This window comes from Dermatobacter hominis (assembly GCF_020715685.1).
Lineage (GTDB): Bacteria > Actinomycetota > Acidimicrobiia > Acidimicrobiales > Microtrichaceae > Dermatobacter > Dermatobacter hominis.
The window spans coordinates 2767796-2792876 of the sequence record NZ_CP085840.1 but is presented as its reverse complement, the minus strand read 5'-3'; the positions used below and the strand labels follow the sequence as shown (position 1 = coordinate 2792876).

Here is a 25081-nt window from a genome sequence, read left to right as displayed (position 1 = left end):
GCTCACTGGAAGCGGCGGGCCCTCGGCACGAGGTGGATGGCGCCGGTCTTCGAGTGCACGACGATGTAGCGCACGGCGTTGAGGCGCTCCCGCACGAGGAAGGCGAGCAGCCCGAGGAGCACGAGCGCTCCGGCCGTGACCGACAGCGGGATGCTGTCGGTGCCGGTCTGGGCGAGGCTCCCCGCGCCGGCCACCCCCGACGTCGTCGCCGTCCCCGACTCGCCCTGCTCGCACCCGATGCCGTCGTTGTCCGCGTCGAGACCCGGCTGGAAGACCGGCGAGCTGGCCGGGATGTTGGTCTGACCGTCGGCCCGGGCCTCGGTGCAGTTGGCGTACGGCTGGGTCTGGGACGCGCCGGCGACCTGCGGGGCGGGCGTCGGCGTCGTCACGGCCGGGGCGGTGCCCTGGGTCGGCTGGTTGCTGGGGTCGTCGCAGGCGATGCCGTCGCCGTCGCGGTCGAGGTTCGCCGAGTAGCCGGGCTCGCCGCGGCGCATGTTCCAGTAGCCCGCCCGGCTCGCCTCCTCGCAGCTCGAGAAGAAGACCTGGGCCCGCGCGGTCGGCAGGGGCGACGCGGCGGGTGCCGTCGGCGCCGGGGCCGGTGACGTCGAGGGGGCCGGGGCTGCCGACGGAGCCCGCGCCGCCACGCTCGGAGCCGTCGACGGCACGACGGGGGCCGCCGGCTCGGGCGCGGTCGACGGCGCCTCGGTGGTCGTCGGTTCGGGCGCGGGCGGCTCGGTCACGACCGGCTCGGGCGGCGGTTCGGTCACGGTCGGCTCCGTGACCGGCGGTTCGGTCACCACCGGTTCGTCGTCGGCGGTCGCCAGCCCCTGGAACCCGGCCACCACCGCCACGACCGCCGCCGCCAGCACCACCGCTCTCGTGGAACGCATCACGTCGCGCTCTCCCTCCTGCTCCCGGCTGACGCTACTGAGCGGCGTTCGCTCCCTCAACAGGTCTGCGCGTCGTCACCCCGAGGTGCCGTCCCGACCGGCCGGTAGCGTCGGCGACGGACGGAACCGAAGGAGTCCGGGGATGGAGCTCGCCCTGTTCGAGGCGGTCGCAGAGGGGTGCCGCAGCCTGGTCCCGTCGGACCTCGGGGAGCTGCGGGTCCGGCCCCGGTCGTACGGGCTCAAAGCATGGATCGGCCCGGCCGAGCCGCCCCGGGCCCACTACGAGGCGCAGGTCGTCAGCCCGAAGCTGGTCCCCGGCGCCGAGCACCTCGCCGTCGAGGTCGGGTTCCACCTCGAGCACCGGTCGACGGAGGAGAACGACGCCGTGCTCGCCGAGCTCGTGCGGCAGGAGCGGTCGTGGCGCGCGGTGCTGGGCGACGAGGCCGTCGCCGGCCCCTTCCTCGGACGTCCCGAGGACTGGCGCCGCGTCTCGGAGGTGTGGCTCGACCCCGACCTCGGCGACCCCGATCTGGCGATGGACCTGGCGCTCACGCTCACCGACTACATCTGCGCGCTCGAGCCGCTCCTCGGCCGACGTCGCAGCTGACGGCCGGTGCCGGGGCGGCGTTCAGTCGACGGGTTCGATGCGGCCGTCGTGGATGTACCACGGCGTCGAGATCGACAGCAGCACCTGGACCTGCGGGTCGATCTGGTGGAGTCGCTCGGCGATGCGCTGCGCGGCGCCGGCCAGGTCCTTCGGCTCGACCCATTCGCCGACCTGGGCGGTGAACCTCGGGCCGTCGCCGCTCACGAGCACGCCGGGCCGGTGCCCGCCGCTGGTGAGCTCGTCGCTGACGATCTCGTCGATCTCGGACTGCAGCACGGCTGACCTCCCCTCCGGACGGTCGCAGCGAGCGCCGTCGTCGCCTCCACCATGCCAGCCCGCACGGCCCCGGACGCGACGAGACCCCCGCCGGAGCGAGGGTCTCGGTCTGCGCGCTCGGAGGGAATCGAACCCCCAACCTTCTGATCCGTAGTCAGATGCTCTATCCAATTGAGCTACGAGCGCTGGTTGGAACCGTCAGATCCTAGACGGAGCCCGCGAGGCGGCCAAAGGCGTACCCGCCCACCACCCGACCACCCGGCCCACCCGACCAAGCCCCACCTTGCGAACTTGTACGTCGCGGTCGCCGATGTGGCTGGTGACGTACAAGTTCGGGGGCCATCGATCTTGTACGTGGCGGTCGCCGATGTGGCTCGCTGCGTACAAGTTCGGGGGCCATCGATCTTGTACGTGGCGGTCGACCATGTGGCTGGTGGCGTACAAGTTCGTCGGGCCGCATCGATCTTGTGCGTGGCGGTCGCCGATGTGGGTCGTGGCGTACAAGTTCGCAGCGCAGCGCAGGGCCAGGAAGCGTCGAGCCCGTACGCGCCGGTGGCCGGACCCGAGGGCCCGGCCACCGAAGCGCGCGGAGTGCGGTCGCGTCAGACGCGCCTGGAGCACACCGGCCAGTTGCGGGGACCACCGGTCGCCCACAGGGCACGGGCCATGCGGTCCTGGTCGTACGGGGCCGCGGCGGCCGGGTCGACGCCCCGCAGGTGCGGGTAGTACTTGGCGGCCACCGAGTTCCACGTGGTGCGGTGGAACTGGTAGGCGCCGCGGTAGAGGCCGTTCGAGCTCACGATGCCGTAGTTGCCGCCGGACTCGCAGGCCCGCAGGCGGGCGAGGCCGGCATCGCTGATCGCTCCGGCGAACCGGTCGCCGGCGCGGAGCGCATCCTGGGCCCGGACGTGGGCCATGACCGCAGCGTGCTGCTCCGGGGTGCATGCGGCGAGCATGAACCCACCGACGACGAGCAGCGCTGCAAGCGCGCGCGTCAAGGACTTCCTGTTCATTGGTGTTCCTCCAAACGGACGCCCCGGAGGTCGGGGCGCGGTCAGATCAGGGGGAGAAGGGATCCCTCGTCGGCATCACACGGGTCCACACAGCCGATCTCCCGTGGGAGACCACCCCATGCGCGCCAGCCACGAGGCCACCGCTCTTGGTTCAACGGTTGACAGTTGTACGTCAGATCGTCACGGAATTGCAATGCAGGAGAGGGCGCCATGCGTCACGTAACGCCATGTCCGGACGCGACACGGGCGCCGGCGAACGCCGACGCCCGAGTGGCGGAGAGGGTGGGATTCGAACCCACGGTGAGGTTGCCCCCACACCTCCTTAGCAGGGAGGCCCGATCGACCTGACTCCGGCACCTCTCCAGATCAGCCGGTCACTGTACCGGTTCGGACCGCAGCCACCACACGGCGCGCCGGCACCGGCGCGGTCCGTCGAGCACCGGCGATCGACCGCCAGCCGTCGCGGCCGGGCGCTCAGTAGCTCTCGTCGTGGAGCACCACCCGCCCGCGGAAGAAGTAGTAGACGCCGGCGGTGTAGAGCAGGACGAACGGGATGCCGATCAGCGCGATGACGAACATGACCATCAGCGTCGGCTCGGCCGATGCGGCGTTGTGGATCGTCAGGTCGTAGCTCGGGTCGATCGACGACGTCAGGAGCACCGGGTACACGCCGGCCGCGACCGTCGCGAGCAGCAGCGCGATGGTGACGCCCGATGCGAGGAACGCCGTGAAGTACGTCCGCCGCCGCAGCTGCCGCCACGACACGAGCGTCGCCACCAGGGCGAGCAGCGGGAAGACGCCGATCCAGAGCCGGTCGGCGTACCGGTCCGAGATCTCGTTGTCGAGCATCAGCGTCCACGCGATCAGCACGGTCATCAGCACGAAGAACCCGACCATCAGCTTGGGCGCCAGGCGCTCGGCCCGTTCGAGCAGCGGCCCGTCGACCTTCAGCGTCACGAACAGGCAGCCGTGGAGGCACAGCATCGCCACCGCGGTGACGCCCACGGCGAGCGAGTACGGGTTGAGCATCTCGACCAGGTCCACGTCGATCTCGCCGGCGGCGTCGATCGCCACCCCCCGGATCACGTTGCCGAGGGCGACGCCGAGCAGCAGCGTGATGCCGAGCGACGACGCGAAGAAGAACCAGTCCCACGTCGCGCGCCAGCGTGGGCTCTCGCGCTGGGACCGGAACTCGATCGCGATCGTCCGCAGGATGAGCACGAGCAGCACCAGCATCATCGCCAGGTAGAAGCCGCTGAACAGCGACGCGTAGACGATCGGGAACGCGGCGAACAGCGCGCCGCCGCCGAGCACCAGCCACACCTCGTTGCCGTCCCAGACCGGACCGATCGAGTTGAGGAGCAGGCGGTGGTCCCGGTCGTCGCGGGCGAGGACCGGCGACAGCATGCCGACGCCGAGGTCGAAGCCGTCGAGCACGACGTAGCCCGCGATGATCATCACGAACAGCACGAACCAGAGCGTGTTGAGCCACATCAGCGGCTCCGTCCGGTGGCGCGGGAGCGGCTGAAGACCTCACCCCACGTGTCGGGCAGCGACTCGATCTCGTCCTCGCCCGGCGGGTCGGGCGGACCGCCCCGGATGATGCGGTCGAGCAGGAAGAGGAAGACGCCGAGGACGACGGCGTAGAGCACGACGAACATCCCGATCGTGAACGCGACCTGGCCGGTCGACACGTTGGGGCTGAACGCGTCCTCGGTGCGGAGGAGCTGCCACACGATCCACGGTTGCCGACCGAGCTCGGCGGTCCACCAGCCGGACAACGTGGCGAGCTGCGTCAGCACGATCGTGGCGACCAGCACCCGCAGCATCCACCGCTGCTCCCACAGCCTGCGCTTCCAGATCCAGAGCAGGCAGCCCACCCCGCCGATGACGACGAACAGCATCCCGAGGTTGATCATCAGGTGGTACGTGTGGAACACGACCGACGCGTCGGCCCAGTCGTCGGTCGGGAACTCGTCGAGGCCGTCGACGGTCGTGGACGGGCTCTTGCCGACCAGGATGCTGAGCAGGCACGGGATCTTGATGCCGGTCGTGGTCTGCGTGTCGGGGTCCGTCCAGCCGACGATCGTCATCGGCGCGCAGTCCTGCGTCTGGTAGACGCCCTCGAGCGCCGCCAGCTTCTCGGGCTGGTTCGTCGCGACCTCGGTGGCCTGGTTGGCGCCGAAGACCGCGACCTGCAGGACGGCGAGCACGGTGAACAGCGGCAGGGCGACGCGCATCATCGTCTTCGACAGCTCCACGTGCCGCCGGCGCAGCAGGTAGAACGCGGCGACGCTCATGACGAGCGCGCAGCCGACCATCCACGACGCGACGAGCGTGTGCCAGAACCTCGGGCCGAACGACGGCGTGAACACGACCTCGCGGAAGCTGGTCATGAAGGCCTGGGTGCCCCGGCCCTCGTCGCGCAGCTCGTAGCCCTGGGGCGTCTGCATCCAGGAGTTCGCCATGATGATCCACGTCGCGCTGAAGGTCGCGCCGGCCACGACCATCGTCGTCGCGAAGAGCCACAGCTTGTTCCCGAGCCGCTGGCCGCCGGCCAGCATCACGCCGAGGAACCCGCCCTCGAGCATGAAGGCGAAGATCCCCTCGGCCGCCAGCAGGCTCCCGAAGATGTTGCCGACGTAGCGCGAGTACACCGACCAGTTGGTGCCGAACTGGAACTCCTGGACGAGCCCGGTGGCGACGCCCATGGCGAAGATGAGGCCGTAGACCTTCGTCCAGAAGATGGCGAGCTGGCGCCACTTCGGGTCCTTCGTCCGCACGGACTGGACCCCGAAGATGATCAGCACCAGGCCCAGTCCGAGCGACATGGGCGGGAAGATGAAGTGGAAGCTGATCGTCAGACCGAACTGGATGCGGTGCAGCAGCTCCGTGCTCAACGACCTGACCTCCGTCCGGCGCCGGAGGACCGGACACTACCAATCGGGTCCTGCCGCCCGATCGACCTCCGCAGGTGGCGACGGGCCGCGCCGCCGCTACCGTCGACCGGGATCGCCGACCGTCCGACGACCGGGGGGGAACCGCCCATGAGCGCTGCCGTGAAGGCCATCGACGTCTGCCGTGTCTCCGACGGGTCGTCGTTCCGGCTCCGGGACCACCCGACCGACTGGAAGGGCGCGAAGCACCTGCCGCGCGGGCTGGCGCTGCGGACCAAGGCGCAGGCCCTCGAGGAGCTCGAGGCGAACCGGGCCCGCCTCGTCGCCGCCCAGGCCAAGCTGTGGGCGAACGACACCTACGGGCTGCTGGTCGTGTTCCAGGCGATGGACGCCGCCGGCAAGGACGGCACGATCAAGCACGTGCTCAGCGGCATGAACCCGCAGGGCGTCGCGGTGTCGAGCTTCAAGGTGCCGAGCGCCGAGGAGCTCGACCACAACTACCTGTGGCGCTACGCCCGCCGGCTGCCCGAGCGCGGCCAGGTCGGCATCTTCAACCGCTCCTACTACGAGGAGGTGCTGGTCGCCCGGGTGCACCCCGAGGTCATCGCCAACCAGCGGCTGCCCGAGAGCGCGAAGGGTCCGAAGATGTGGGAGCACCGCTACCAGGACATGGTCGCCTTCGAGCGGCACCTGGTGCGCAACGGCATCCTCGTCGTGAAGTTCTTCCTGCACCTCTCGAAGGAGGAGCAGCGCGTGCGGTTCCTCGACCGCATCGACACGCCCGAGAAGAACTGGAAGTTCTCGGCCAACGACGTGAAGGAGCGCGAGTACTGGGACGACTACCAGGTCGCGTTCGAGGACGCGATCCGGGCGACCTCCACGTCGTTCGCCCCGTGGTACGTGATCCCGGCCGATCGCAAGTGGCGGATGCGCACGCTCGTCTCCGACGTGCTGGTCGACGTGATCGACTCGCTGCCGATCTCCACGCCGCGGATCAGCGACGAGCAGCGGGTGGGCCTGGCGGCTGCCCGGGAGCAGCTGCTCGGCGAGGCCGACTGAACCGCCGGGCCGGCGGCGTCGGGAGCGCCTCGGGCGACGGTCGCGAGCGTCCGACGTCGGCTCGTGTGCCGCGGCGACCGAGCCCGGAGAGCACGAGACCGGACAGGACGAGGCCGGTGCCGAGGAGGATGCGGGTCACGGTCGTGAGCGACCGGACCACGTCCGGGTGCAGCACAGCAACGGCGCAGACCACCGTCAGCGCCGCCGCCCCCAGCGCGGACCACCGGTTCCCCCTCATTTGCGTCGCTGAGCGTACTTCACCGAAGGTCGTTCAACCACGGATCCCTTCGGATCTCCTCCTGCGCCGCCGACAGGCCGTCCCGGGCGCCGGTCCGTGACCGTTGACACAGCCCGACGGTTCGGGCGAGGGTCGACGGCATGGATCCCATCGAGTCCTTCCGCCGGCGCGTGGTCGCGGACATCGAGGCGGTCGGCGGTCGCCACGACGAGGCCGAGCTCTACGAGGGCGAACCCGGCGACCCCGGGCTGGTCGGCGGACCCGACAGCATCTCGTGGGAGCTGCACGGCGACCTGGCGATCGTGTCGGCCGCGGGGTCGGCGGCGATCATTATGGAGGTCCTCCACCCGTCGGTGATGGCCGGCGTCTCGCAGCAGTCGACGTTCCGAACCGAGCCGATCAAGCGCGCGCAGAACACGCTCGGCTACGTGCTGCGGACGACGTTCGGCTCGACGCCGGCGGCGACCGAGGTGATCGGGAAGGTGCGCCACGTCCACTCGTTCGTCGAGGGGACGCGACCCGACGGCCAGCCCTACCGCGCGCTCGACCCCGAGCTGCTCGCGTGGGTGCACACCTGCATCCCGTGGGCGATCATGACCGCGTACGACCGGTACCGACGCCCGCTCAGCTCGGAGGAGAAGGATCGCTACCTCGGCGAGCAGGCGGTGGTCGGGCGGATGGGCGGCGGCGAGGGCGTGCCGACCTCGGTCGACGAGCTCGACGCGTTCGTCGAGCGGATCCGACCCGAGCTGGCGGTCAACGAGCAGACCCGGGAGTTCATCCGCTTCCTCGCCGAGGGCGCGGTCGAGGGCCAGGCCGTCGGACCGCGGGAGCGGGCCGAGCGGTGGATGGGCCTGCGCGGGTCGATGATGCTGATGCCGCGGTGGGCCCGGGAGCTGACCGGGCTGGACCACGGCAACGTCGCCGCCCGCGCGCTGTCGGACCGGCTCGAGCGCACGAAGGTCGCCGTCGTCCGGTGGGCGGTGCCCGAGCTGCCGTGCGCGGCGATCGCCCGGCGGCGTGCCACCGGCGCGCCCGATCCGGTCGGCGTCACGGGCTCGGCGGCCTGAGCGACCGACCGATGTCGACGGAGGACGGGCCGGCGGAGCTGACGGTCAGGCCGATCGGGCGCGTGGCCTCGTCGCTCGTCGATCCGGCCGATGCGCCGCGGCAGGGTGACGAGGCGCCGAGCTCCGCCGACCTCGTGATCGACGCCCGGCTCGCGCCGGCGCTCGACGGGATCGAGGTCGGCGACCGGCTGGTGGTCCTGACGTGGCTGCACCTCGCCGACCGGGAGGAGCTGACCGTCCACCCGCGCGGCGATCTCCGACGGCCGGCGGTCGGCGTGTTGGCCACCCGTTCGCCCGGTCGACCCAACCCGATCGGTCTCCACGAGGTCACCGTCGAGCGCGTGGCCGGCACGACGGTCACGGTGCAGGGGCTCGAGGCCGTCGACGGCACGCCCGTCGTCGACCTGAAGCCGGTGCTGGGCCCGATCGACGAGCGCTGACGCAGTGGTGGAGCTCGACCTGACCGGGCGGCGGGTGCTGGTCACGGGCGCCGGGCAGGGTGTCGGGTTGGCGATCGCCGAGGCCTTCGCCGGGGCTGGTGCGACGGTGGTCGTCAACGACCTCGACCCCGCTCGGACCCAGGCGGCGGTCGAGCGGATCGCCGCCGGCGGGGGACGGGCGACGGCATCGGCCTTCGACGTCACCGACCCGGTCGCCGTCGCCGACGCGGTCGCGGCGTGCGGTCCGGTCGACGTCCTCGTGAACAACGCCGGGAACGCCGGAGCCGAGGGGTTCGGGGGCCGGGGACCGTTCGCCGAGTCGGACCCGCAGGACTGGGAGCCGTTCATCCGGGTCAACCTCTACGGCGCCATGCACTGCTCGCGCGCCGTCCTGCCCGGCATGATCGAGTCCGGGTGGGGGCGCCTCATCACGATCGTGTCCGACGCCGGTCGGATCGGCGATCCGGGGAGCGCCGCCTACAGCGCGGCGAAGGCCGGCTCGGCGGGGCTGACCCGCGCCCTGGCCCGGGAGAACGGCCGGTTCGGGATCACTGCCAACAACCTCTCGCTCGGCACGATGCGGACCGACGCGACCGAGGCGCTGTGGTCCGAGCCCGACAGCGACCGCGCCCGGCAGATCCTGCGCAACTACGCGATCCGCCGTCCCGGCGACCCGGGCGACGCCGGCGCGGTGGCGGTGTTCCTCGCGACCGAGCACGCGTCCTGGATCACCGGCCAGACGCTGCCGCTGAACGGGGGCTACTCGTTCGCGCTCTGATCGTTCGCGCTCTGACGAGCCGAGGGCGACGCGCCAGCGGTCGGCCGCTGGACGCAGGTCCGGCGTGCGCCATCACCCACCGGCGTTCCTCGCGGCACGGTCGGGCACTGCGGCCCTCGGGAACGGGTGCAGCGTGAACCGCTCGTCGAGGCGGTCGACGTCCACGGAGGAGCCGCGAGCGCGGATGTCGACGGTCGCCCCGGCGAACGGCACGCGCTCGAGGGCGAGCTGCTCCTCAGCGCCGAGGATCGGAGCGGTCCAGAGCTGGTCGTGCGGCGCCCAGGGGTCGAGCCGCAACAGCGACCGGACCAGGAGCAGCGGCGTCGCCGCCGCCCAGGCCTGCGGCATGCACGACGTCGGGTAGATCGCCGGGACGCCGAGGGCGGCCCGATCGATGCCGGCGATCAGTTCGGGGAGCCGCCCGCCGAAGTGGGTGGACACGTCGAGCAGCCCGTCGATGATCCGGCGAGCGTGGTCCACGAAGCCGTAGCGGACGAGGCCGGCCACGATCAGCGCGTTGTCGTGCGGCCACACCGAACCGTTGTGGTAGCTGATCGGGTTGTACGCCGCAGCGGTGGTCGACAACGTGCGGACGCCCCATCCGGTGAACATCTCCGGTGCGAGCAGGGCGTCGGCGACCGAAGGAGCCAGCTCCTCGTCGACGATGCCGCTCCACAAGCAGTGACCCATGTTGGAGGCCACGGCGTCGACCGGCTGCTTGTGCCCGTCGAGCGCCATCGCGAACGACCCGGTCCGCTCCAGGAAGAACTGCTCGTTGAACGCCCGCTTCAGCTCCGCGGCTCGGCTCCGGAGGCGCTCGCAGAGGCGCTGGTCGCCCGCCTCCTCGGCGAAGTGGGCTCGAGCCACGAGCGCGGCGTACACGTATCCCTGGACCTCGGCGAGCGCGATCGGTGGCTCGGCCATCCGACCGTCGGCGAACCGGATGGCGTCCCAGGAGTCCTTCCACCCCTGGTTGGCGAGCCCGAGAGGGGTCGACCGCTCGTACTCGACGAAGCCGTCGCCGTCGCGGTCGCCGTACCGGTCGATCCAGGCGAGTGCGGCGTCGGCGGCGGGCAGCAGGTCGTCCACCTCTGCGGCGGACAGGCCCCACCGGCGCAGCTCCCCGAGCACCACGACGAACAGCGGTGTCGCGTCGACCGTCCCGTAGTAGCGGTCGCCGTCGTCGAAGCGCCAGGAGGGGCGCCGGGTGAAGCGGATCTCGTGCAGGATCCGGCCGGGCTGCTCCTCGGTCCGCTCGTCCTCGACGGTCCCCTGCAGTCGGGCGAGCGTGCGCAGGGAGCCCAGCGCGATCGACGGGTCGACGGGGAGCGCCATGTAGCTCGTGATCAGGGCGTCGCGCCCGAACAGCGTCATGAACCACGGGGCGCCGGCGGCCACCACGGTGTCGTCCGGGTGGTCGGGGTCGCTCAGCTGCAGGCCGCCGATGTCCTCGACGCCCTGGCCGAACGCGCTCACCAACCGGTCGTCGGTCCCGGCGATCACCGGCACCGACGCTCGCCACGAGCCCAACCGGCGCGCCGGTCCCGAGCTCGCCGCCGCCTGATCACAACGGTGACGTGGCTCCACCAGCTGGTCGTCGACGCCGCCCTCGATCTCGATGCACGCCGTGAACGCCGAGCCCTGGTCGAGCTCGACCGGCCACCGCAGCGTGGGGCCGGCCTCGCCCAGCGTCACGATCGCGTCGGGCGTGCTGCGAGCCACCATCCGATGGGGGACACCCGCACGCGTCCCCTCGATGCGCAGCACCGGTCCGTCGGCGACCACGGCGGTGACCCGGCTCGCGGTCGGGCGCTGCTCCTTGACCTCGAAGAGATCCGCGAAGTCCGTCATGACCATCAGCTCCACATCGAACGCGGCGGTGCCCGAGCTGAAGTTGCGGACCTCCACGCTCTCGACCATCCCTCGGCCGATCCTCCGCTCCCGGGTCACCAGGACGTGCTCGTCGACGCCCCCTGCGCCGGGGACGCGGGCGAGGAAGGTGCAGCAGAACGGGTCCGGGCTCGAGAAGCCGAGCGGCTCGAGGCGCCGCCCGTCGATGCGGAGCGCGAGGACCGACACGAAGCGGGTCTCGAGGAACAGCAGCCCGTGGGGGGCACCGGGCCGCACGTCGCCCGTCCGATCGGAGAGGCAGAACGTCGTCTCCTCCACCAGCGTGACCGTGTCGTGGGGACCGCCGAGCGATGCGATCTCGCCCTCGAACGTCCACGCAGTCACCAGGAACCCCTACCCACCTCTGGCCGGGGAACGCGGGTCCAGCCGGATGACCTCCACATGGCGGCGCGATGGGCGGGTAAGGACCGACGCGGGGACGAACTGGAGGCCACCCCATGAAGGTCGGACTGATCGCCCAGCCCTGGATCGCCGTCCCCCCGCACGCCTACGGCGGCAGTGAAGCGGTCATCGATCGGCTCGCACGCGGCCTCCAGGCCGCCGGGCACGAAGTGGTCCTGTGCGCCTCGGGTGACAGCGAGTGCCCGGTCCCTCGACGGTCGCCGCTGTCGGAGCAGAGGCCGGACCAGATCGGCCAGGTCCTGCCGGAGCTGTACCACGTGCTCGAGGCGTATGACGCCCTCGCCCTGGTGGGCGTCGACGTCATCCACGACCACACCCTCGCCGGCGCCTTCGTGGCACCGACGGGTACCCCGGTCGCCGTGACCAACCACGGCCCGTTCGACCCGATGCTGCGTCGACTCTTCGCCGCGATCGCCGACCGGGCCGCCGTCGTGGCCATCTCCCGTTCGCAGGCTCGCGCCGCGGCGCCGGGCACGATTCGGGCCGTCATCCACCACGGCCTCGACGTCGAGGACGTCCCCGTGGGCTCCGGCTCGAGCGACTACCTGCTCCACGTGGGGCGCATGACGCCCGACAAGGGGGTGCTCGAGGCGATCGCCGTCGCCCGTGGCGCCGGGTTGCCGCTCGTGATCGCAGGCAAGTGCCGGGAAGCCGCCGAGTGGGCGTTCTTCGAGGAGCTGGTCCGCCCCCGGCTGGGCGGCGGCATCGAGTTCGTGGGCGAGGTCGACGGTCCGACGAGGAACGAGCTCATGAGCGGGGCGATGGCGCTCCTCAACCCGATCCAGTGGGAGGAACCGTTCGGCCTCGTGATGATCGAGTCGCTCGCGACCGGCACCCCCGTGGTCGCCACCTGCCGCGGCGCGGCGCCCGAGATCGTCGACGACGGGATCACCGGCTTCCTGGCCGAGACGGTGGAGGACCTCACCGCTGCCGTCCTCCGAGCGCCGGAGCTCGATCGGAGCGCCTGCCGCCGCGCCGTCGAGCACCGGTTCTCGACCGCCCGGATGGTCGACGACCACCTCGCCCTCTACCGCAGGCTCGTCGGAACGGCTGGCGGCACCTCGTTCCACGGCCGGCGACGGGGCCTCCTCCATGTCGGCTCGGCAGGACTGGCTGCGCCTGAGCGCTGACGCGGCGGCGTGACTCGGGCGAGCACGAGCCCGGAGCGGAGGGAGGGGGATTCGAACCCCCGGAGACCGTGAAGCCTCAACGGTTTTCAAGACCGTCGCAATCGTCCGCTCTGCCATCCCTCCCGGATGTGGCGACCAGCGATCGTACCGGGCCGCCGGGATCCGACCCGTGGCGGTGACGGTCTGGGCGACCATGGGGGCATGACGACCGAGCTGCCGTACACCGACGCCGACGTCGAGCTCGCGCTCACCAACGTGCGCCGCAGCTGCCTGTCGCTGCCCGAGGCCACGGAGAAGGTCAGCCACGGCTCGCCGACCTTCTTCGTCCGCAAGTCGTTCGTCATGTTCCACGACGACCACCACGGCGACGGTCGCCTGGCGATCTGGTGTGCGGCCCCCGAGGGCGCCCAGGCGCTCATGGTCGACGCCGAGCCCGAGCGGTTCTTCGTGCCGCCGTACGTGGGGCACCGCGGCTGGCTGGGCGTGCGGCTCGACGTCGACGTGGACTGGGACGAGGTCCACGCCGTGATCGTGGACGCCTACCGCTGCGTGGCGCCGAAGAAGCTGCTCGCCCAGCTCGACGACGAAGGCTGACGGGAGCGCCCTCCCCCTGCTCGGTGCATCCACGGTCGTCTGACGACGACGAGTGCACTCGGAACGGGGGTGGCGGGGGTGCTCAGCCGTCGATCTGCGAGCGGAGCGACGTCATCCACTCGTCGGCCGCCTGCTGGGCCGCGTCGACCCGGGCCCGCTCGGCCGGCCCACGCTCCCCGGCGGCCGGGTACGAGCCGAGGAACTTCACGTCGGCCTGGGTGGCGCGGAGGGTGCGCAGGCAGTCGGCCACGACCTCGTCGGCCACGTGGCCGTCGAGCTCCAGCAGAAAGCAGTAGTCACCGAGCGAGGTCTTCGTCGGTCGGCTGAGCAGCAGCGTCAGGTTGATCGACCGCGCCGCGAACTCCTGGAGGATGGCGAGCAGCGAGCCCGGTCGGTCGGCGCGCTGGTACACGACGATCGACGTCTTGTCGTGGCCGGTCGGCGCCGGGATGCCGGAGCGGGCGACCACCACGAAGCGCGTCCGGTTCTCGGGGTGCGACTCGATGTCGGTCGCACCGAGCTCGAGCCCGTAGACCTCGGCGGCCCGGGCGTTCGCGATGGCGGCCACCGTCGGGTCGTCGAGCTGGGCGCAGGTCTCTGCCGCCTCGGCGGTCGAGTTGGCGGTGCGCACCTCGGCGGTCGGCACGTTGGCGCGGAGCCACGCCCGGCACTGGGCCGCCGCGACGGGGATCGAGAGGATCTGCTTGATGCCCGAGAGCGGCGCGCCGGGCTGCACGAGCATGTGCAGCTGCACGGGCTCGACCAGCTCGCGCTGGATCACCAGGTCGACGTCGAAGCTCAGCGTGTCGATCGTGGCGTTGACGGTGCCCTCGATCGCGTTCTCGATCGGCACCACGCCGAGGTCGACGTCGCCCTCGTTCACGGCGAAGAGCACGTCGGCCATCGTCGGGAGTGCCACGAGCTCGGCGGCGGCGAGGTCGGGCTCGCGGTGCAGCGCCTGCTCGGTGAACGTGCCGACCGGACCGAGGAACGCGACGCGACGGGCGTCGGCGGATCGGGTCGGGTTCGGCTGTTCGGACATGGGTCCAACGCTACAAGCGGTCCCGGCGGGCGCCCCACCGGGAAACGGCCGCGCCGGCCGGTGCCCGCCACCGTCGCCGCCCGGATCGCGGGGTCGTCCTCGGACGGGTCGGTCCTACGATGCCCACATGGTCGACGCCGCCGCTCCCACCACCCACCTGGCCCCCGTGTGGTTCCAGGTGACCGACCTGCAGGTGGCCAGCGGCGAGGGCTGCTGGATCACCACCGTCGACGGCGACCGCTTCCTCGACTTCACCGCCGGCATCGCCGTCACGTCGACCGGGCACTGCCACCCGCACGTCGTCGCCGCCATCGCCGAGCAGGCCCAGCGGTTCATCCACGCCCAGGTCAACTGCTACCGCCACGACCTGCTCGAGCGCTTGGCGGCCCGCCTCGCCGAGCTCGCGCCCGCCGACATCGACACCTTCTTCTTCGCGAACTCCGGCGCCGAGGCGACCGAGGGAGCGGTGAAGCTCGCCAAGCAGGCGACGGGGCGCCCGAACGTCATCGTGTTCCAGGGGAGCTTCCATGGCCGGACGCACCTGGCGATGGCGATGACCACCTCGAAGACCGGCTACCGCGCCGGCCACACGCCGCTGCCGGCCGGCGTGTTCCCGGCGCCGTTCCCGCAGACCGTGGGCACCGGGCTGACCGAGGACCAGGCGGTCGAGGCCGCGCTCGAGGGGCTCCGCTACCTCCTCGCCAGCCAGACCGCGCCGGCCGAGACCGCGGCGATGATCCTCGAGCCGGTGCTCGGCGAGGGCGGGTACTACCCCGCGCCGCCGTCGTTCCTCCGCGGCATCCGGGAGATCTGCGACGAGCACGGGATCCTGTTCATCGCCGACGAGGTCCAGTCGGGCTTCGCCCGCACCGGTCGCATGTTCGCCATCGAGGAGTCCGGCGTGCGGCCCGACGTCATCGTGATGGCCAAGGGCATCGCGTCGGGGTTCCCGATCGCGGCGATCGGCGCGTCGGCCGAGCTGATGGCGAGGTGGCCCGTCGGGTCCCACGGCGGCACCTACGGCGGCAACCCGATCGGCTGCGCCGCCGCGCTCGCGACCATCGACGTGCTGACGGCCGACGGGTTCCTCGAGCACGTGAACGCCCGCGGCGACCAGCTGCGCGACGGGCTGCGGAAGCTGGCGGCCGACCACCCGGTCGTCGCCGACGTGCGCGGCCCGGGGCTGATGGTGGCCGTCGAGTTCCGCGACCCCGACACCGGCCGGCCCGACGCCGCCCGCACCGCCGCAGTCATCGCGCACTGCCGGTACGAGTCGAACCTGCTCCTGATGAACGCGGGCACCTGGGGCAACATCATCCGCTTCATGCCGCCGCTCGTGGTCAGCGAGGAGGAGATGGCGCTGGCCGTCGACGCGGTCGGCGCAGCGGTGGCTGCCACCGCCTGACGACCGCGGCGGTCGGCGGGCGGCCGGCGGGCGGCCGGTCCGACGGAGCGTCAGCTCGACGGGCGGGAGCTGGCGTGGCGCCAGAGCGCCCGGTAGCTCGGCCAGACCAGCTCGGGCTGGACGTAGCCGGCCGCCTCGAGCTCGCGCTGCAGCTGCGGGAGCTTCGAGAACGGCACCCCGATGTCGACGTGGTGGGCCAGGTGCCAGCCGGTGTTGAACGGCACCATCCAGAACCTGGCCCACACCCCCTGGCGAACGTGGTGCGTCGTCAGCCGACGGTCGGGCGACGCCTGCATGCCGCCGTGCTCGGCGACGGCGCGCAGGCGGTTGAGCACCCGCCACACCGTCATCCACGGCAGCAGCCAGAACGCGGGGTAGATCCACCAGTGGCCGAGGCCGACCCACAGGCCGGCGAACAGCACGACCTGCCAGCCCAGGATCTTGAGCGCGACGGGCCGGGCGGTCTGCGAGCGCACCGCCCGCAGCAGCCCCTTCAGGTTCTTCCAGCCGCTGTTGCCGTCGGCGTCTCGCGTGAGCTTGCGCCGCCACGAGTCCCGGGTGACCGGATAGCCGGCGTAGAGCATGAGGTCCGGCTCGTTCGGGCCGAACTCCTCCTTGTGGTGCGCCATGTGGCTGCGCCGGTAGCCGTCGAACGGCACGAACGCCGGGTAGGCGAGAAGCCATGCGCCGACGAGGTCGTTCAGCCTGCGGTTCGTGAACAGCAGCCGGTGCGCCGCCTCGTGGGCGAGGATGGCGAAGCGGGCCATCGCCCGGCCCATGAGGAGGAAGGCCAGCACCCAGCCGATCGGGTTGCCCCACCACGCGGCGAGGGCGAGCACGCCCACCGACTGCAGCCAGACGCCGGCGACGTGGCCGACGTTGGCGAGGTCCGGGATGCGGTACAGCTCCTGGCGCAGCGAACCGACCGGCCGACCCGTCGGACCGAGGCGATCGGTGGGCAGCACCTCGGCCAGCGCCTCGTCGGGCGGCAACATGGTGCGGGGAGCGCGGAGCGTCGCGGTCACACCCCGACCTTACAACGCATCGATGACTGTGGCAAGGCTGTAAGGGCGGGGAACCGACCTACGGTGTGGGGGTGGCGACACGAACGGAAGCCGCTGCCACCGGGTCGGGAGCCGGCGGGGAGATGCCGGGCACCGAGCGCCCGCTGACCGCACGGTCGGTGCTGGCCTCGACCTTGCTCGGCACGCACCCGCCCAGGATGCCCGTCCGCGAACTCGTCCGCGCCGGCACGCTCTTCGGCCTCGAGGAGGGCGCGGTCCGCACGGCCCTGTCGCGCATGGTCACGGCCGGCGAGGCGGTGCGCACCACCGACGGGGCCTACGAGCTGGTCGGTCACCTCGTCGAGCGCCAGCACCGCCAGGACGCCGGCCGCACCCCGGCGACCCACGAGTGGAACGGCGGCTGGCGCCAGGCGGTGGTCGACGCCGGCGGCCGCACCGCCTCGGACCGGGCCGCGCTGCGACGGTCGATGCAGCGCCTGCGGATGGGCGAGCTGCGCGACGGCGTGTGGATCCGGCCCGACAACCTGCCCGCCGACCGCCTCCCCGAGGACCGGGCCGTCGTCGACGCCTTCACCCGCTGGTTCACCGTCCACCCGGACGACGACTCGGACCTCGCCGCCACGCTGTGGGACCTGCCCGGCTGGGAGACCCGCGCCGTCGACCTCCGCCGTTCGATGGCCGCGCTCGAGGGCCGGCTCGTCGACGGCGACACCGATGCGCTCGCACCGGGCTTCGTCCTGTCCGCCGCCGTGCTCCGGCACTTCAACGCCGACCCGCTGCTGCCTCGGGAGCTGCTCGGGCGGCGGTGGCCGGGCGATGCGCTGCGCGCCGACTACGACCGCTACGACTCGGCGTACAAGGCCCTGCTCGGCGAGTGGCTCGAGCTCGGCCGTGGCGAGCGCGGGGCGGATCCCGGCGACGTCCGGGGCGGCGGCGAGCCCGGCGGCGACGGCACCGGCGGCCCCGGCGGCGGCGTCGACGGGGACGGGCGGTAGCGTTCGGGTCGTGAGCGACCCCTCCCACGGCGGACCGGCCGACGGCCACCCCCGCGACGCCGGCAGCCACGGCCCCGGCGCCTTCGACGACCGCTTCTACTTCCGCCAGCTGCTCGCCGGCCGCGACTTCGCCGTCGGTGACCCGGTGGCGTCCCAGATGGTGAACTTCGCCTACCTGATCGGTGACCGGACGAGCGGCGAGTGCGTCGTCGTCGACCCCGCCTACGCGGTCGCCGACCTGGTCGACGTCGCCGCCGCCGACGGCATGGCGCTCACGGGTGCGCTCGTGACCCACTACCACCCCGACCACTGCGGCGGCTCGATGATGGGCATGCGCATCGAGGGGGCGACCGAGCTGATGGAGGTCGCGCCGGTCCCGGTCCACGTGCAGGCCGACGAGGCCGAGTGGGTGCTCAAGGTGACCGAGCTGTCGGCCTCGGACCTCGTGGTCCACGATGCCGGCGACACCGTCATGGTCGGCGACATCCCGATCGAGCTCATCCACACGCCCGGCCACACCCCGGGCAGCCAGTGCTTCTTCGTGAACGGGTGCCTGGTCTCGGGCGACACCCTGTTCCTCGACGGCTGCGGCCGCACCGACCTCCCCGGCGGCGACGCCGAGGCGCTCTACCACAGCCTCACCGGCACCCTGGCCCGCGTCCCCGACGACGCGATCCTGTTCCCGGGCCACCAGTACTCGGTCGAGTCGTCGGACCTGATGGGCGACACGCGGGCCCGCAACGTCGTGTTCAAGCCCCGCTCCGCGGAGCAGTGGCTGATGATGTTCGGCCCCGGCTGAGCGCCTCCGACAGTCCGCGTCCCCGGCCCGGCCCGGTGCCAACCTTGGCCGGGTGACCGACCTCGCCGCGGGCCAGCTCCCCGAGGGGCCCTCCGAGCCGAACTCGGAACCGCCGCCCGAGAGCGCGCCCCACATCTCGCTGCGCATGGGCGACGGCCGGGCGCTGCCGCGGTGGTTCTGGCGGGCGATCGTCGCGGTCGCGCTGTCGGTCGCGGCCTACCAGTTCGGTCGCTCGATCCTCATCCAGCTGCAGGGCTTCCTGCTGATCGTGGCGATCTCGCTGTTCCTGTCGTTCGCGGTCGAGCCGGCGGTCAACTTCCTGTCGGACCGCGGCTGGAAGCGCAGCGTGGCGACGCTGTTCTGCTTCCTCGTCCTGTTCGTGGTCGGAGGTCTCTTCCTGTTCGTGATGGGCGACCTCGTCGTCACGCAGGTCGAGGACCTGGTGGACAAGGCGCCGAACTACCTCGAGCAGTCGACGGAGTGGATCAACGACACGTTCGACACCGACATCACGACCGACGACATCACCGCGCAGATCGAGAGCTACCAGGACGACCTGACCGACGTGGCCACGAACCTCGGCGGCCGGGTGCTGTCGGTCACCGGCACCCTCGTCGGCCTGATCTTCCAAGGGTTCACGATCGCCCTGTTCAGCTACTACATGACGTCCCAGGGGCCGCAGCTGCGCCGCAACGTCTGCTCGATCCTGCCCCAGCGGAACCAGCGGACCGTGCTGCTGCTGTGGGAGCTCGCGATCCAGAAGACCGGCGGCTGGATCTACTCGCGGCTGCTGCTCGCCGCCCTGTCCTCGGCGTGCACGTGGCTGTTCCTGACGATCGTCGGCGTGCCGTCGCCGCTCGCCCTGGCGCTGTGGGTGGGCCTGATCAGCCAGTTCATCCCGGCGATCGGTACGTACCTGGCCGGTGCCCTGCCGGTGCTGATCGCCCTGCTGAACGACCCGATCGACGCGATCTGGGTGCTCGGCTTCATCCTCGTGTACCAGCAGGTCGAGAACTACCTGTTCGCCCCGAAGATCACCGCGCAGACGATGGACCTCCACCCGGCCGTCGCCTTCGGCGCCGCGATCGTCGGCGGCACGCTGCTCGGTCCGATGGGGGCGATCATGGCGCTGCCGGCGGCGGGCGTGATCCAGGCCTTCGTCTCGACGATCCTCGAGCGCCACGAGGTGGTGGACTCGCACCTCACCGAGATGGAGCAGATCCGGGCCGAGTCCGGTGACCGCGGGGTCAGGGCCGCGATGAGACGGATGCTGCGCACCGGTGACGGCGATGCCGAGGTCGGCGTCGAGCGGATGACGGCCGAGCACGAGTCGCTCGACCCCGACGACCCGCACCCCACCTCCGACGACACGAGCCGGGGCCCGCAGGACCCGTCGCCCTAGGCGACGCGCTCGAGGCGATCCGTCGCGGCGGGTCGCGTCAGGTGCGCTCGCGCCCGTCGCAGGTCAGGAGGAAGCGGCCGAGCGTCCGCAGGAGCCGGCCGCGGTCGTCGTCCCAGACCAGCCGGGGCTCGGACCAGAAGATCTGCACCGCGCCGACCGTCCGGCCCCGCTGGCGCAGCGGCAGGTGCAGGCACGAGCGCACGCCGAGCGACCCCAGCGTGGCGCCGTCGGCGGGCGACGCCGGGAGGAAGCGGGCGTCGTCGACCAGCACGAAGCGGTCGGCCTGGATCGGGGCCAGGCCCCACGGGAACCAGGCCGTGGGGACGATCGAGGTGACCGGCGGCTGGGGCACGTCGCCGCCGTCGATGGCCGAGCCGTCGAGCCGCAGCGTCGGGCGCGTGTGCAGGACCGCCACCTCGTCCTGGCCGACCCGGAACAGCGCGCAGGCGTCGGCCCACGACGCGTCGCGCACGAGGTCGAGCCCCTCGTCGAGCAGCCGCTGCGTCGACCAGTCGGCCGCGTGCGCGGTCAGCCGGTCGACGGACGCGCTGAGGCCGTGGAGGTCGGTCGCAGGCGCGCCGCCGGGGGGTCGTGTCGGAGACATCGTCCACCCTGCGTCGGCGTGTCCCGGGCCCGACTGGAGAAACTATGTGTCACCGAACGCCCCCGGTCCGGTCCCCGGCTCGGGTGGCCGGTCCCGGCGGACGGCCACGGCCGCAGCCCGGCGCCCGGGCTGCCACACTTGTGCCCGGCGGGCGGCTCTGCCGCTCCGCAGGGGGGACCGAACAGGGGGTCAGCAGTGCACGACCTGATCATCCGTGGCGGCACGGTGGTCGACGGGACGGGTGCGCCGGCGCGCACCGCCGACGTCGCCATCACCGACGGGACCATCACCGAGGTCGGCGACGCCGCCGACGGTCGGGTCGACGGTGCGGCCCGGGAGGAGCTCGACGCCGACGGCCTGCTGGTCACGCCCGGCTTCGTCGACATCCACACCCACTTCGACGGCCAGGTCACGTGGGACCCGATGCTCTCGCCGACCTGCTGGCACGGCGTGACGACCGTGGTCATGGGCAACTGCGGCGTCGGCTTCGCGCCGGTGCACCCCGACCGGCACGAGTGGCTGATCGGCCTGATGGAGGGGGTCGAGGACATCCCCGGTGCCGCGCTGTCGGACGGCATCCGCTGGGGGTGGGAGACGTTCCCCGAGTACCTCGACGCGGTCGAGCGCACGCCGAAGGCGCTCGACGTCGGCACGCAGATCCCGCACGGCGCGGTCCGGGCCTACGTGATGGGGGAGCGAGGCGCCCGCAACGAGCCCGCGACCGCCGAGGACATCGAGGCGATGGCCGCCATCGTCGGCGAGGCGATCCGGTCCGGCGCGCTGGGCTTCTCCACCTCGCGCACGATCGCCCACATGGCGATCGACGGCGAGCCGGTGCCCGGCACGTTCGCCGCCGAGGACGAGCTGTTCGGCATCGGCGCCGCCCTGGCCGATGCGGGCGCCGGCGTCTTCGAGCTCGCCCCGGCGGGCGCGCTGGGCGAGGACCTGGCCGCCCCCGACGCCGAGATGGCCTGGATGCGGAAGCTCGGCGCCGCGATCGGGCGGCCGATCGTGTTCGCCCTCACCCAGAACGACCACGACCCGCTGTCGTACCGGCGGATGCTCGAGCTGAGCGCCGAGGCCCAGGCCGAGGGGTCGCTCGTGATCCCGCAGGTCGCGGCCCGGCCGATCAACCTGCTCCTCGGCCTGCAGACCTTCCACCCGTTCTCGTACTGCCCGTCGTGGGCCAAGGTCGGCATGCTGCCGGTCGAGGAGCGCGTCGCCGCCATGAAGGACCCGTCGTTCCGGGCCGCCCTGCTCGCCGAGGTCGGCGACATGGACGAGACGATGCTCCAGTTCCTCGACCCCGACCGGGTCGTCACGATGGGCGCCGTCCCCGACTACGAGCCGAGCCCGTCCGAGACCATCGGCGCCCGGGCTCGCGCCCGGGGCGTGAGCCCGTGGGAGGTGTACTACGACGACCTCATGGGCGACGACGGCAACGCCCTGATCATGCGGCCGCTCCTCAACTACACGGACTTCAACCTCGACGCCGTCCACGAGATGCTGACCAGCCCGGCCACCCGCTGGGGCCTCGGCGACGGGGGCGCCCACTGCGGGACCACGTGCGACGCGTCGACGCCGACCTACCTGCTCACGCACTGGGCCCGCGACCGGGCCGAGGGCATGTCGGTCGAGCAGGCGGTCCGCACGCTGACGTCCGAGACCGCGACGCTCTACGGGCTCGGCGACCGGGGCGTGCTCGCCCCGGGCAAGCTCGCCGACGTGAACCTGATCGACCTCGACGCGCTGAGCCTGCACCGTCCCGAGATGGTGCACGACCTGCCCGGCGACGCCCGGCGGTTCATCCAGCGGGCCGAGGGCTACCGGGCGACGATCAAGTCGGGTCAGGTCACGCTGCGCGACGGCGAGGACCAGGGGGTTCGCGCCGGCCAGCTCCTCCGCGGCGCCCGCTGACCCGGAGCCCACACCCGGATATAGGGGTGCACAGCGACAACCCTTGTCGCGATCCCGACCCGAGAAATCTGCGAGCCGGATCGGCTCAGAGGTCGATGACCTCGAACGACACCGCCAGCTCCACGCCGAGGCGCGGTCCCGTCTGCGCGGCGAACCCACGCAGGAACGGTTTCGGGTCCGTGCCGAGCGTGCCCTCGGGCAGCCCGTCGAGGTAGGTGCGGTGCGCCTCGAGCGACTCGACGCCCTTGTGGATCCAGTCGGTCACGTCGACCGCGTGGGTCGCGAGGTCCGAGCCCGAGAAGGCGGCGAAGCGGACGCCCGGCCACGGCTCGAGGTGGTCTCCCGAGTCGGGATCGGCCAGGTCGGTGAACAGCCAGCGGTTGCCCGCGTCACGGGCGGCGTCGAGCAGCGCCAGCCCGGTCGCCCGGTGGTCGACGTGGTTCCAGCCCGCGCCGCCCCACTGGTCGCGGAAGTTGATCGACACGACGACGTCGGGTCGGTGCCGGCGGATCGCCGCTGCGAGGTCCCGCCGCAGCGCCACGTCCGCGGTGACGAGCCCGTCCGGGCGGCCGAGGAACTCGACGGTCTCCACGCCGACGATCCTTGCGGAGGCGATCTCCTCCTGCCGGCGGAGCGGGCCGCACTCCTCGGGCGGGATGCCGTCGATGCCGGCCTCGCCGTCGGTGACGAGCAGGTAGGTCACGGACTTGCCCTGCGCGGTCCACCGGGCGACCGCCGACGCGGCGCCGTACTCCAGGTCGTCGGGGTGCGCGACGACGGCGAGGGCGCGGTCCCAGTCCTCGGGCAGCGGTTCGAGCGCATCGGTCACGGGCCCTTCCTAGTCCGGCGCCCGGGATTCTGAGGGTCGGATCGCGACAAGGGATGTCCGTGTGCACCCCTATATCTCTGTCGTACGATCGCCGGCCGGAGGTGGGCCGACCATGACCTACATCAGTGCCAGCGAGTTCGACGTCATCCTGCTCGTGCTGCGGGTCGTGGCGGGCGTGACGCTGTTCCTGCACGGCTACAACAAGGTGTTCCGGGGCGGGAAGATCGACGGCACGGCCGGCTGGTTCGAGAGCCTCGGGATGAAGCCGGGCCGCCTCAACGCCTACATGGCCGCCACCACCGAGCTCGGCGCCGGCGCCCTGCTCACCGTCGGCCTGCTCACCCCGCTCGCCGCTGCCGGCCTGATCGGCATCTGCGTCGTGGCGGCCCGCACCGACCACCGCGGCTCGTTCTTCATGTTCAAGAACGGCTGGGAGTACGTCATGGTGCTCGGCTTCCTCGGCTGGGGCATCGGCGCACTCGGCCCGGGGCGCTGGTCGCTCGACCACGCGTTCGGCATCGCGGACGAGCTCACCAAGGACTGGCGCGGGGCGATCATCGCCGGCGTCGTCGGCGTCCTCGCCGGAGCCGGCACGCTGCTCGCGTTCCACCACCCGACGCCGTCGTCGGACTCCTGAGCGGCGGCGCGGACCCTCGTCCGCGCCGATCGCCGGATCCAACCCGGCTCTCACCCGGCTCAGGGCTGGCGCTCAGGATCGGGGCGCAGGATCTCCCCATGGGATCCGCCCACCGACCGACCCGAGCGGCCACCGCAGCGCCGGTCCGACCCGGCCCGACGCGGTCGTCCGACCGGCCACACCTGCGGCCGACGGGCTCAAGCTCGGCGGGCGACGTCCCGACACCCCGGAGCGTGAGGATCCGCGCGTGACGTCCCAGCTCTGGTGGTGGGTCGCGCGGTCGAGCGGCATGGTCGCCGGCGTCCTCATCGCGCTCACGCTCGTGTGGGGCCTGCTCCTCACGACCAAGGTGATCCCCCGGAAGGGGATGCCGGCGTGGCTCACCGACATGCACCGGATGCTGGGCGGGCTCAGCGTGGTCTTCCTCGGGCTCCACCTCGTCGCGCTGTTCCTCGACAGCTACGCCCACTTCGCGTGGCGCGAGCTGTTCGTGCCGTTCCAGTCCGCCTACCGGGCCGGTGCGGTGGCCTGGGGCATCGGGGCGTTCTGGATGCTGCTGGTGGTCGAGGGCACGTCGCTGCTGCAGCGTCGGATGCCCCGCAAGGTCTGGCGGGGGCTCCACTTCCTCTCGTACCCGGTCGCCGTCATGGTGGCGATCCACGCCATGACCGCCGGCACGGACTCGGGCAACCCCGTGTTCCGGATCGTGACGTTCGGGCTGATGGCGGTCCTGACCGCCCTGACGGCGTACCGGTTCCTCTCGACCCGCCGCACCGCCGCCCCGCGCACGCCGAACCGCCGCACCTCGGGCCCACCGTCAGCGACTGTCCCGGCGCCCATGGCCGCGCCCGTCCCGACCGCCACGGCCGCGCCCGTCCCGCCCCCCGCCCCGGCGCCGGCCCCGGCAGCAGCCGCGTCGGCAGCCGCCGCCCCGCCAGCCGACATGTTCGCCGCGCCGGCCGACATGTTCGCCCCGCCGCCCCGCACCGGCGCCGCCCGACCGACCGCCCCGTCGCAGCCGCCCGCACCGCCCCGACCGGCGACCCCGGCTTCGGACCCCTACAGCGAGGTTCGGTAACCTCGAACGGCGGCGGCCGGAACCACGGCCGACGGGACGCGGA

Annotated in this window: 24 protein-coding genes and 3 tRNA genes; 14 read left to right on the top strand and 13 right to left on the bottom strand. The window is 72.2% G+C overall.

The window, feature by feature from the left end; all coding sequences use genetic code 11:
• Positions 1–2: 2 nt before the first annotated feature.
• Entirely contained in the window at positions 3–890 is an 888-nt protein-coding gene (locus LH044_RS13250; protein WP_227756059.1) for an excalibur calcium-binding domain-containing protein, read from the bottom strand.
• 142 nt (positions 891–1032) lie between these two features.
• Between LH044_RS13250 and LH044_RS13245 the strand changes: the two genes are divergently transcribed.
• The gene (locus LH044_RS13245; protein ID WP_227756058.1) at positions 1033–1497 is read left to right on the top strand and encodes a hypothetical protein; all 465 of its coding nucleotides are present in this window, start codon (positions 1033–1035) and stop codon (positions 1495–1497) included.
• Positions 1498–1518: 21 nt separating this feature from the next.
• On the opposite strand, the gene LH044_RS13240 is transcribed toward LH044_RS13245, so the two are convergent.
• The 6 genes from LH044_RS13240 to LH044_RS13215 all read right to left on the bottom strand — a co-directional run bounded on the left by LH044_RS13240 (position 1519) and on the right by LH044_RS13215 (position 5686).
• Positions 1519–1773 (bottom strand): hypothetical protein, encoded by a 255-nt coding sequence (locus LH044_RS13240; protein WP_227756057.1) that lies wholly within the window; start codon positions 1771–1773, stop codon positions 1519–1521.
• Between the two features lie 112 nt (positions 1774–1885).
• Positions 1886–1959: transfer RNA gene (locus LH044_RS13235), tRNA-Arg, on the bottom strand.
• Positions 1960–2375: 416 nt separating this feature from the next.
• Entirely contained in the window at positions 2376–2786 is a 411-nt protein-coding gene (locus LH044_RS13230; protein ID WP_227756056.1) for a transglycosylase family protein, read from the bottom strand.
• 271 nt (positions 2787–3057) lie between these two features.
• Positions 3058–3149 (bottom strand) — tRNA-Ser (locus LH044_RS13225).
• A gap of 111 nt (positions 3150–3260) precedes the next feature.
• Positions 3261–4280: a cytochrome d ubiquinol oxidase subunit II gene (gene cydB, locus LH044_RS13220; RefSeq protein WP_227756055.1), complete on the bottom strand. Its 1020-nt coding sequence runs from the start codon at positions 4278–4280 to the stop codon at positions 3261–3263.
• Positions 4280–5686, bottom strand: a complete 1407-nt coding sequence (locus tag LH044_RS13215; protein ID WP_227756054.1) for a cytochrome ubiquinol oxidase subunit I — start codon at positions 5684–5686, stop codon at positions 4280–4282. The genes cydB and LH044_RS13215 overlap by 1 nt, the downstream gene beginning before the upstream one ends.
• Positions 5687–5833: 147 nt before the next feature.
• Between LH044_RS13215 and LH044_RS13210 the strand changes: the two genes are divergently transcribed.
• The 4 genes from LH044_RS13210 to LH044_RS13195 all read left to right on the top strand — a co-directional run bounded on the left by LH044_RS13210 (position 5834) and on the right by LH044_RS13195 (position 9268).
• Positions 5834–6742: a PPK2 family polyphosphate kinase gene (locus LH044_RS13210; protein WP_227756053.1), complete on the top strand. Its 909-nt coding sequence runs from the start codon at positions 5834–5836 to the stop codon at positions 6740–6742.
• A gap of 378 nt (positions 6743–7120) precedes the next feature.
• Positions 7121–8050: an oxygenase MpaB family protein gene (locus LH044_RS13205; RefSeq protein ID WP_227756052.1), complete on the top strand. Its 930-nt coding sequence runs from the start codon at positions 7121–7123 to the stop codon at positions 8048–8050.
• Between the two features lie 11 nt (positions 8051–8061).
• The gene (gene tsaA, locus LH044_RS13200) at positions 8062–8490 is read left to right on the top strand and encodes a tRNA (N6-threonylcarbamoyladenosine(37)-N6)-methyltransferase TrmO (protein WP_227756051.1); all 429 of its coding nucleotides are present in this window, start codon (positions 8062–8064) and stop codon (positions 8488–8490) included.
• 7 nt (positions 8491–8497) lie between these two features.
• Complete coding sequence (locus tag LH044_RS13195) at positions 8498–9268, top strand: SDR family NAD(P)-dependent oxidoreductase (RefSeq protein WP_227756050.1); 771 nt, start codon at positions 8498–8500, stop codon at positions 9266–9268.
• 72 nt (positions 9269–9340) lie between these two features.
• On the opposite strand, the gene LH044_RS13190 is transcribed toward LH044_RS13195, so the two are convergent.
• Positions 9341–11503: an amylo-alpha-1,6-glucosidase gene (locus LH044_RS13190; RefSeq protein WP_227756049.1), complete on the bottom strand. Its 2163-nt coding sequence runs from the start codon at positions 11501–11503 to the stop codon at positions 9341–9343.
• A 113-nt stretch (positions 11504–11616) separates the two neighbouring features.
• Here LH044_RS13190 and LH044_RS13185 point away from each other — a divergent pair, with 113 nt between their 5' ends.
• On the top strand, positions 11617–12711 hold the full coding sequence (locus LH044_RS13185) for a glycosyltransferase family 4 protein (protein WP_227756048.1): 1095 nt from the start codon (positions 11617–11619) through the stop codon (positions 12709–12711).
• Positions 12712–12747: 36 nt separating this feature from the next.
• On the opposite strand, the gene LH044_RS13180 is transcribed toward LH044_RS13185, so the two are convergent.
• Positions 12748–12834, bottom strand: a tRNA-Ser gene (locus LH044_RS13180).
• Positions 12835–12912: 78 nt separating this feature from the next.
• On the opposite strand from LH044_RS13180, the gene LH044_RS13175 reads away from it, so the two are divergent.
• On the top strand, positions 12913–13305 hold the full coding sequence (locus LH044_RS13175; RefSeq protein WP_227756047.1) for an MmcQ/YjbR family DNA-binding protein: 393 nt from the start codon (positions 12913–12915) through the stop codon (positions 13303–13305).
• An 82-nt stretch (positions 13306–13387) separates the two neighbouring features.
• Here the strand turns inward: LH044_RS13175 and pheA are convergent, their stop codons facing one another.
• Positions 13388–14347, bottom strand: a complete 960-nt coding sequence (gene pheA / locus LH044_RS13170) for a prephenate dehydratase (protein WP_227756046.1) — start codon at positions 14345–14347, stop codon at positions 13388–13390.
• Between the two features lie 127 nt (positions 14348–14474).
• Here pheA and LH044_RS13165 point away from each other — a divergent pair, with 127 nt between their 5' ends.
• Complete coding sequence (locus tag LH044_RS13165) at positions 14475–15752, top strand: aspartate aminotransferase family protein (RefSeq protein ID WP_227756045.1); 1278 nt, start codon at positions 14475–14477, stop codon at positions 15750–15752.
• Between the two features lie 50 nt (positions 15753–15802).
• Here the strand turns inward: LH044_RS13165 and LH044_RS13160 are convergent, their stop codons facing one another.
• Positions 15803–16777, bottom strand: coding sequence for a fatty acid desaturase family protein (locus LH044_RS13160; protein ID WP_227756044.1), 975 nt, complete (start codon positions 16775–16777; stop codon positions 15803–15805).
• A 71-nt stretch (positions 16778–16848) separates the two neighbouring features.
• Between LH044_RS13160 and LH044_RS13155 the strand changes: the two genes are divergently transcribed.
• The 3 genes from LH044_RS13155 to LH044_RS13145 all read left to right on the top strand — a co-directional run bounded on the left by LH044_RS13155 (position 16849) and on the right by LH044_RS13145 (position 19973).
• The gene (locus LH044_RS13155; protein WP_227756043.1) at positions 16849–17772 is read left to right on the top strand and encodes a hypothetical protein; all 924 of its coding nucleotides are present in this window, start codon (positions 16849–16851) and stop codon (positions 17770–17772) included.
• Positions 17773–17881: 109 nt separating this feature from the next.
• Positions 17882–18571, top strand: coding sequence for an MBL fold metallo-hydrolase (locus LH044_RS13150; RefSeq protein ID WP_374210623.1), 690 nt, complete (start codon positions 17882–17884; stop codon positions 18569–18571).
• Between the two features lie 52 nt (positions 18572–18623).
• A complete protein-coding gene (locus LH044_RS13145; RefSeq protein WP_227756041.1) occupies positions 18624–19973 on the top strand; it encodes an AI-2E family transporter in 1350 nt (449 codons plus the stop codon).
• A 37-nt stretch (positions 19974–20010) separates the two neighbouring features.
• Here the strand turns inward: LH044_RS13145 and LH044_RS13140 are convergent, their stop codons facing one another.
• Positions 20011–20577 carry a GAF domain-containing protein gene (locus LH044_RS13140; RefSeq protein WP_227756040.1) on the bottom strand — a complete coding sequence of 189 codons (567 nt, stop codon included), beginning with the start codon at positions 20575–20577 and terminating at the stop codon, positions 20011–20013.
• Between the two features lie 195 nt (positions 20578–20772).
• Here LH044_RS13140 and LH044_RS13135 point away from each other — a divergent pair, with 195 nt between their 5' ends.
• Positions 20773–22494, top strand: a complete 1722-nt coding sequence (locus LH044_RS13135; RefSeq protein ID WP_227756039.1) for an N-acyl-D-amino-acid deacylase family protein — start codon at positions 20773–20775, stop codon at positions 22492–22494.
• Positions 22495–22579: 85 nt separating this feature from the next.
• Here the strand turns inward: LH044_RS13135 and LH044_RS13130 are convergent, their stop codons facing one another.
• On the bottom strand, positions 22580–23323 hold the full coding sequence (locus LH044_RS13130) for a PIG-L deacetylase family protein (RefSeq protein ID WP_227756038.1): 744 nt from the start codon (positions 23321–23323) through the stop codon (positions 22580–22582).
• A gap of 112 nt (positions 23324–23435) precedes the next feature.
• Between LH044_RS13130 and LH044_RS13125 the strand changes: the two genes are divergently transcribed.
• The gene (locus tag LH044_RS13125; RefSeq protein WP_227756037.1) at positions 23436–23960 is read left to right on the top strand and encodes a DoxX family protein; all 525 of its coding nucleotides are present in this window, start codon (positions 23436–23438) and stop codon (positions 23958–23960) included.
• Positions 23961–24207: 247 nt separating this feature from the next.
• The gene (locus tag LH044_RS13120) at positions 24208–25038 is read left to right on the top strand and encodes a ferric reductase-like transmembrane domain-containing protein (protein WP_227756036.1); all 831 of its coding nucleotides are present in this window, start codon (positions 24208–24210) and stop codon (positions 25036–25038) included.
• The last annotated feature ends 43 nt before the right edge of the window (positions 25039–25081 follow it).

What these genes read in the sequence shown, in the direction of transcription:
- LH044_RS13165 (WP_227756045.1), top strand. Translation starts at nt 14,475, where the DNA reads ATGGTCGACGCCGCCGCTCCCACCACCCACCTGGCCCCCGTGTGGTTC.
- tsaA (WP_227756051.1), top strand. Translation starts at nt 8,062, where the DNA reads ATGTCGACGGAGGACGGGCCGGCGGAGCTGACGGTCAGGCCGATCGGG.
- LH044_RS13205 (WP_227756052.1), top strand. Translation starts at nt 7,121, where the DNA reads ATGGATCCCATCGAGTCCTTCCGCCGGCGCGTGGTCGCGGACATCGAG.
- LH044_RS13185 (WP_227756048.1), top strand. Translation starts at nt 11,617, where the DNA reads ATGAAGGTCGGACTGATCGCCCAGCCCTGGATCGCCGTCCCCCCGCAC.
- LH044_RS13125 (WP_227756037.1), top strand. Translation starts at nt 23,436, where the DNA reads ATGACCTACATCAGTGCCAGCGAGTTCGACGTCATCCTGCTCGTGCTG.
- LH044_RS13175 (WP_227756047.1), top strand. Translation starts at nt 12,913, where the DNA reads ATGACGACCGAGCTGCCGTACACCGACGCCGACGTCGAGCTCGCGCTC.
- LH044_RS13210 (WP_227756053.1), top strand. Translation starts at nt 5,834, where the DNA reads ATGAGCGCTGCCGTGAAGGCCATCGACGTCTGCCGTGTCTCCGACGGG.
- LH044_RS13250 (WP_227756059.1), bottom strand. Translation starts at nt 890, where the DNA reads ATGCGTTCCACGAGAGCGGTGGTGCTGGCGGCGGCGGTCGTGGCGGTG.
- LH044_RS13140 (WP_227756040.1), bottom strand. Translation starts at nt 20,577, where the DNA reads ATGTCTCCGACACGACCCCCCGGCGGCGCGCCTGCGACCGACCTCCAC.
- pheA (WP_227756046.1), bottom strand. Translation starts at nt 14,347, where the DNA reads ATGTCCGAACAGCCGAACCCGACCCGATCCGCCGACGCCCGTCGCGTC.
- LH044_RS13245 (WP_227756058.1), top strand. Translation starts at nt 1,033, where the DNA reads ATGGAGCTCGCCCTGTTCGAGGCGGTCGCAGAGGGGTGCCGCAGCCTG.
- LH044_RS13230 (WP_227756056.1), bottom strand. Translation starts at nt 2,786, where the DNA reads ATGAACAGGAAGTCCTTGACGCGCGCGCTTGCAGCGCTGCTCGTCGTC.
- cydB (WP_227756055.1), bottom strand. Translation starts at nt 4,280, where the DNA reads ATGTGGCTCAACACGCTCTGGTTCGTGCTGTTCGTGATGATCATCGCG.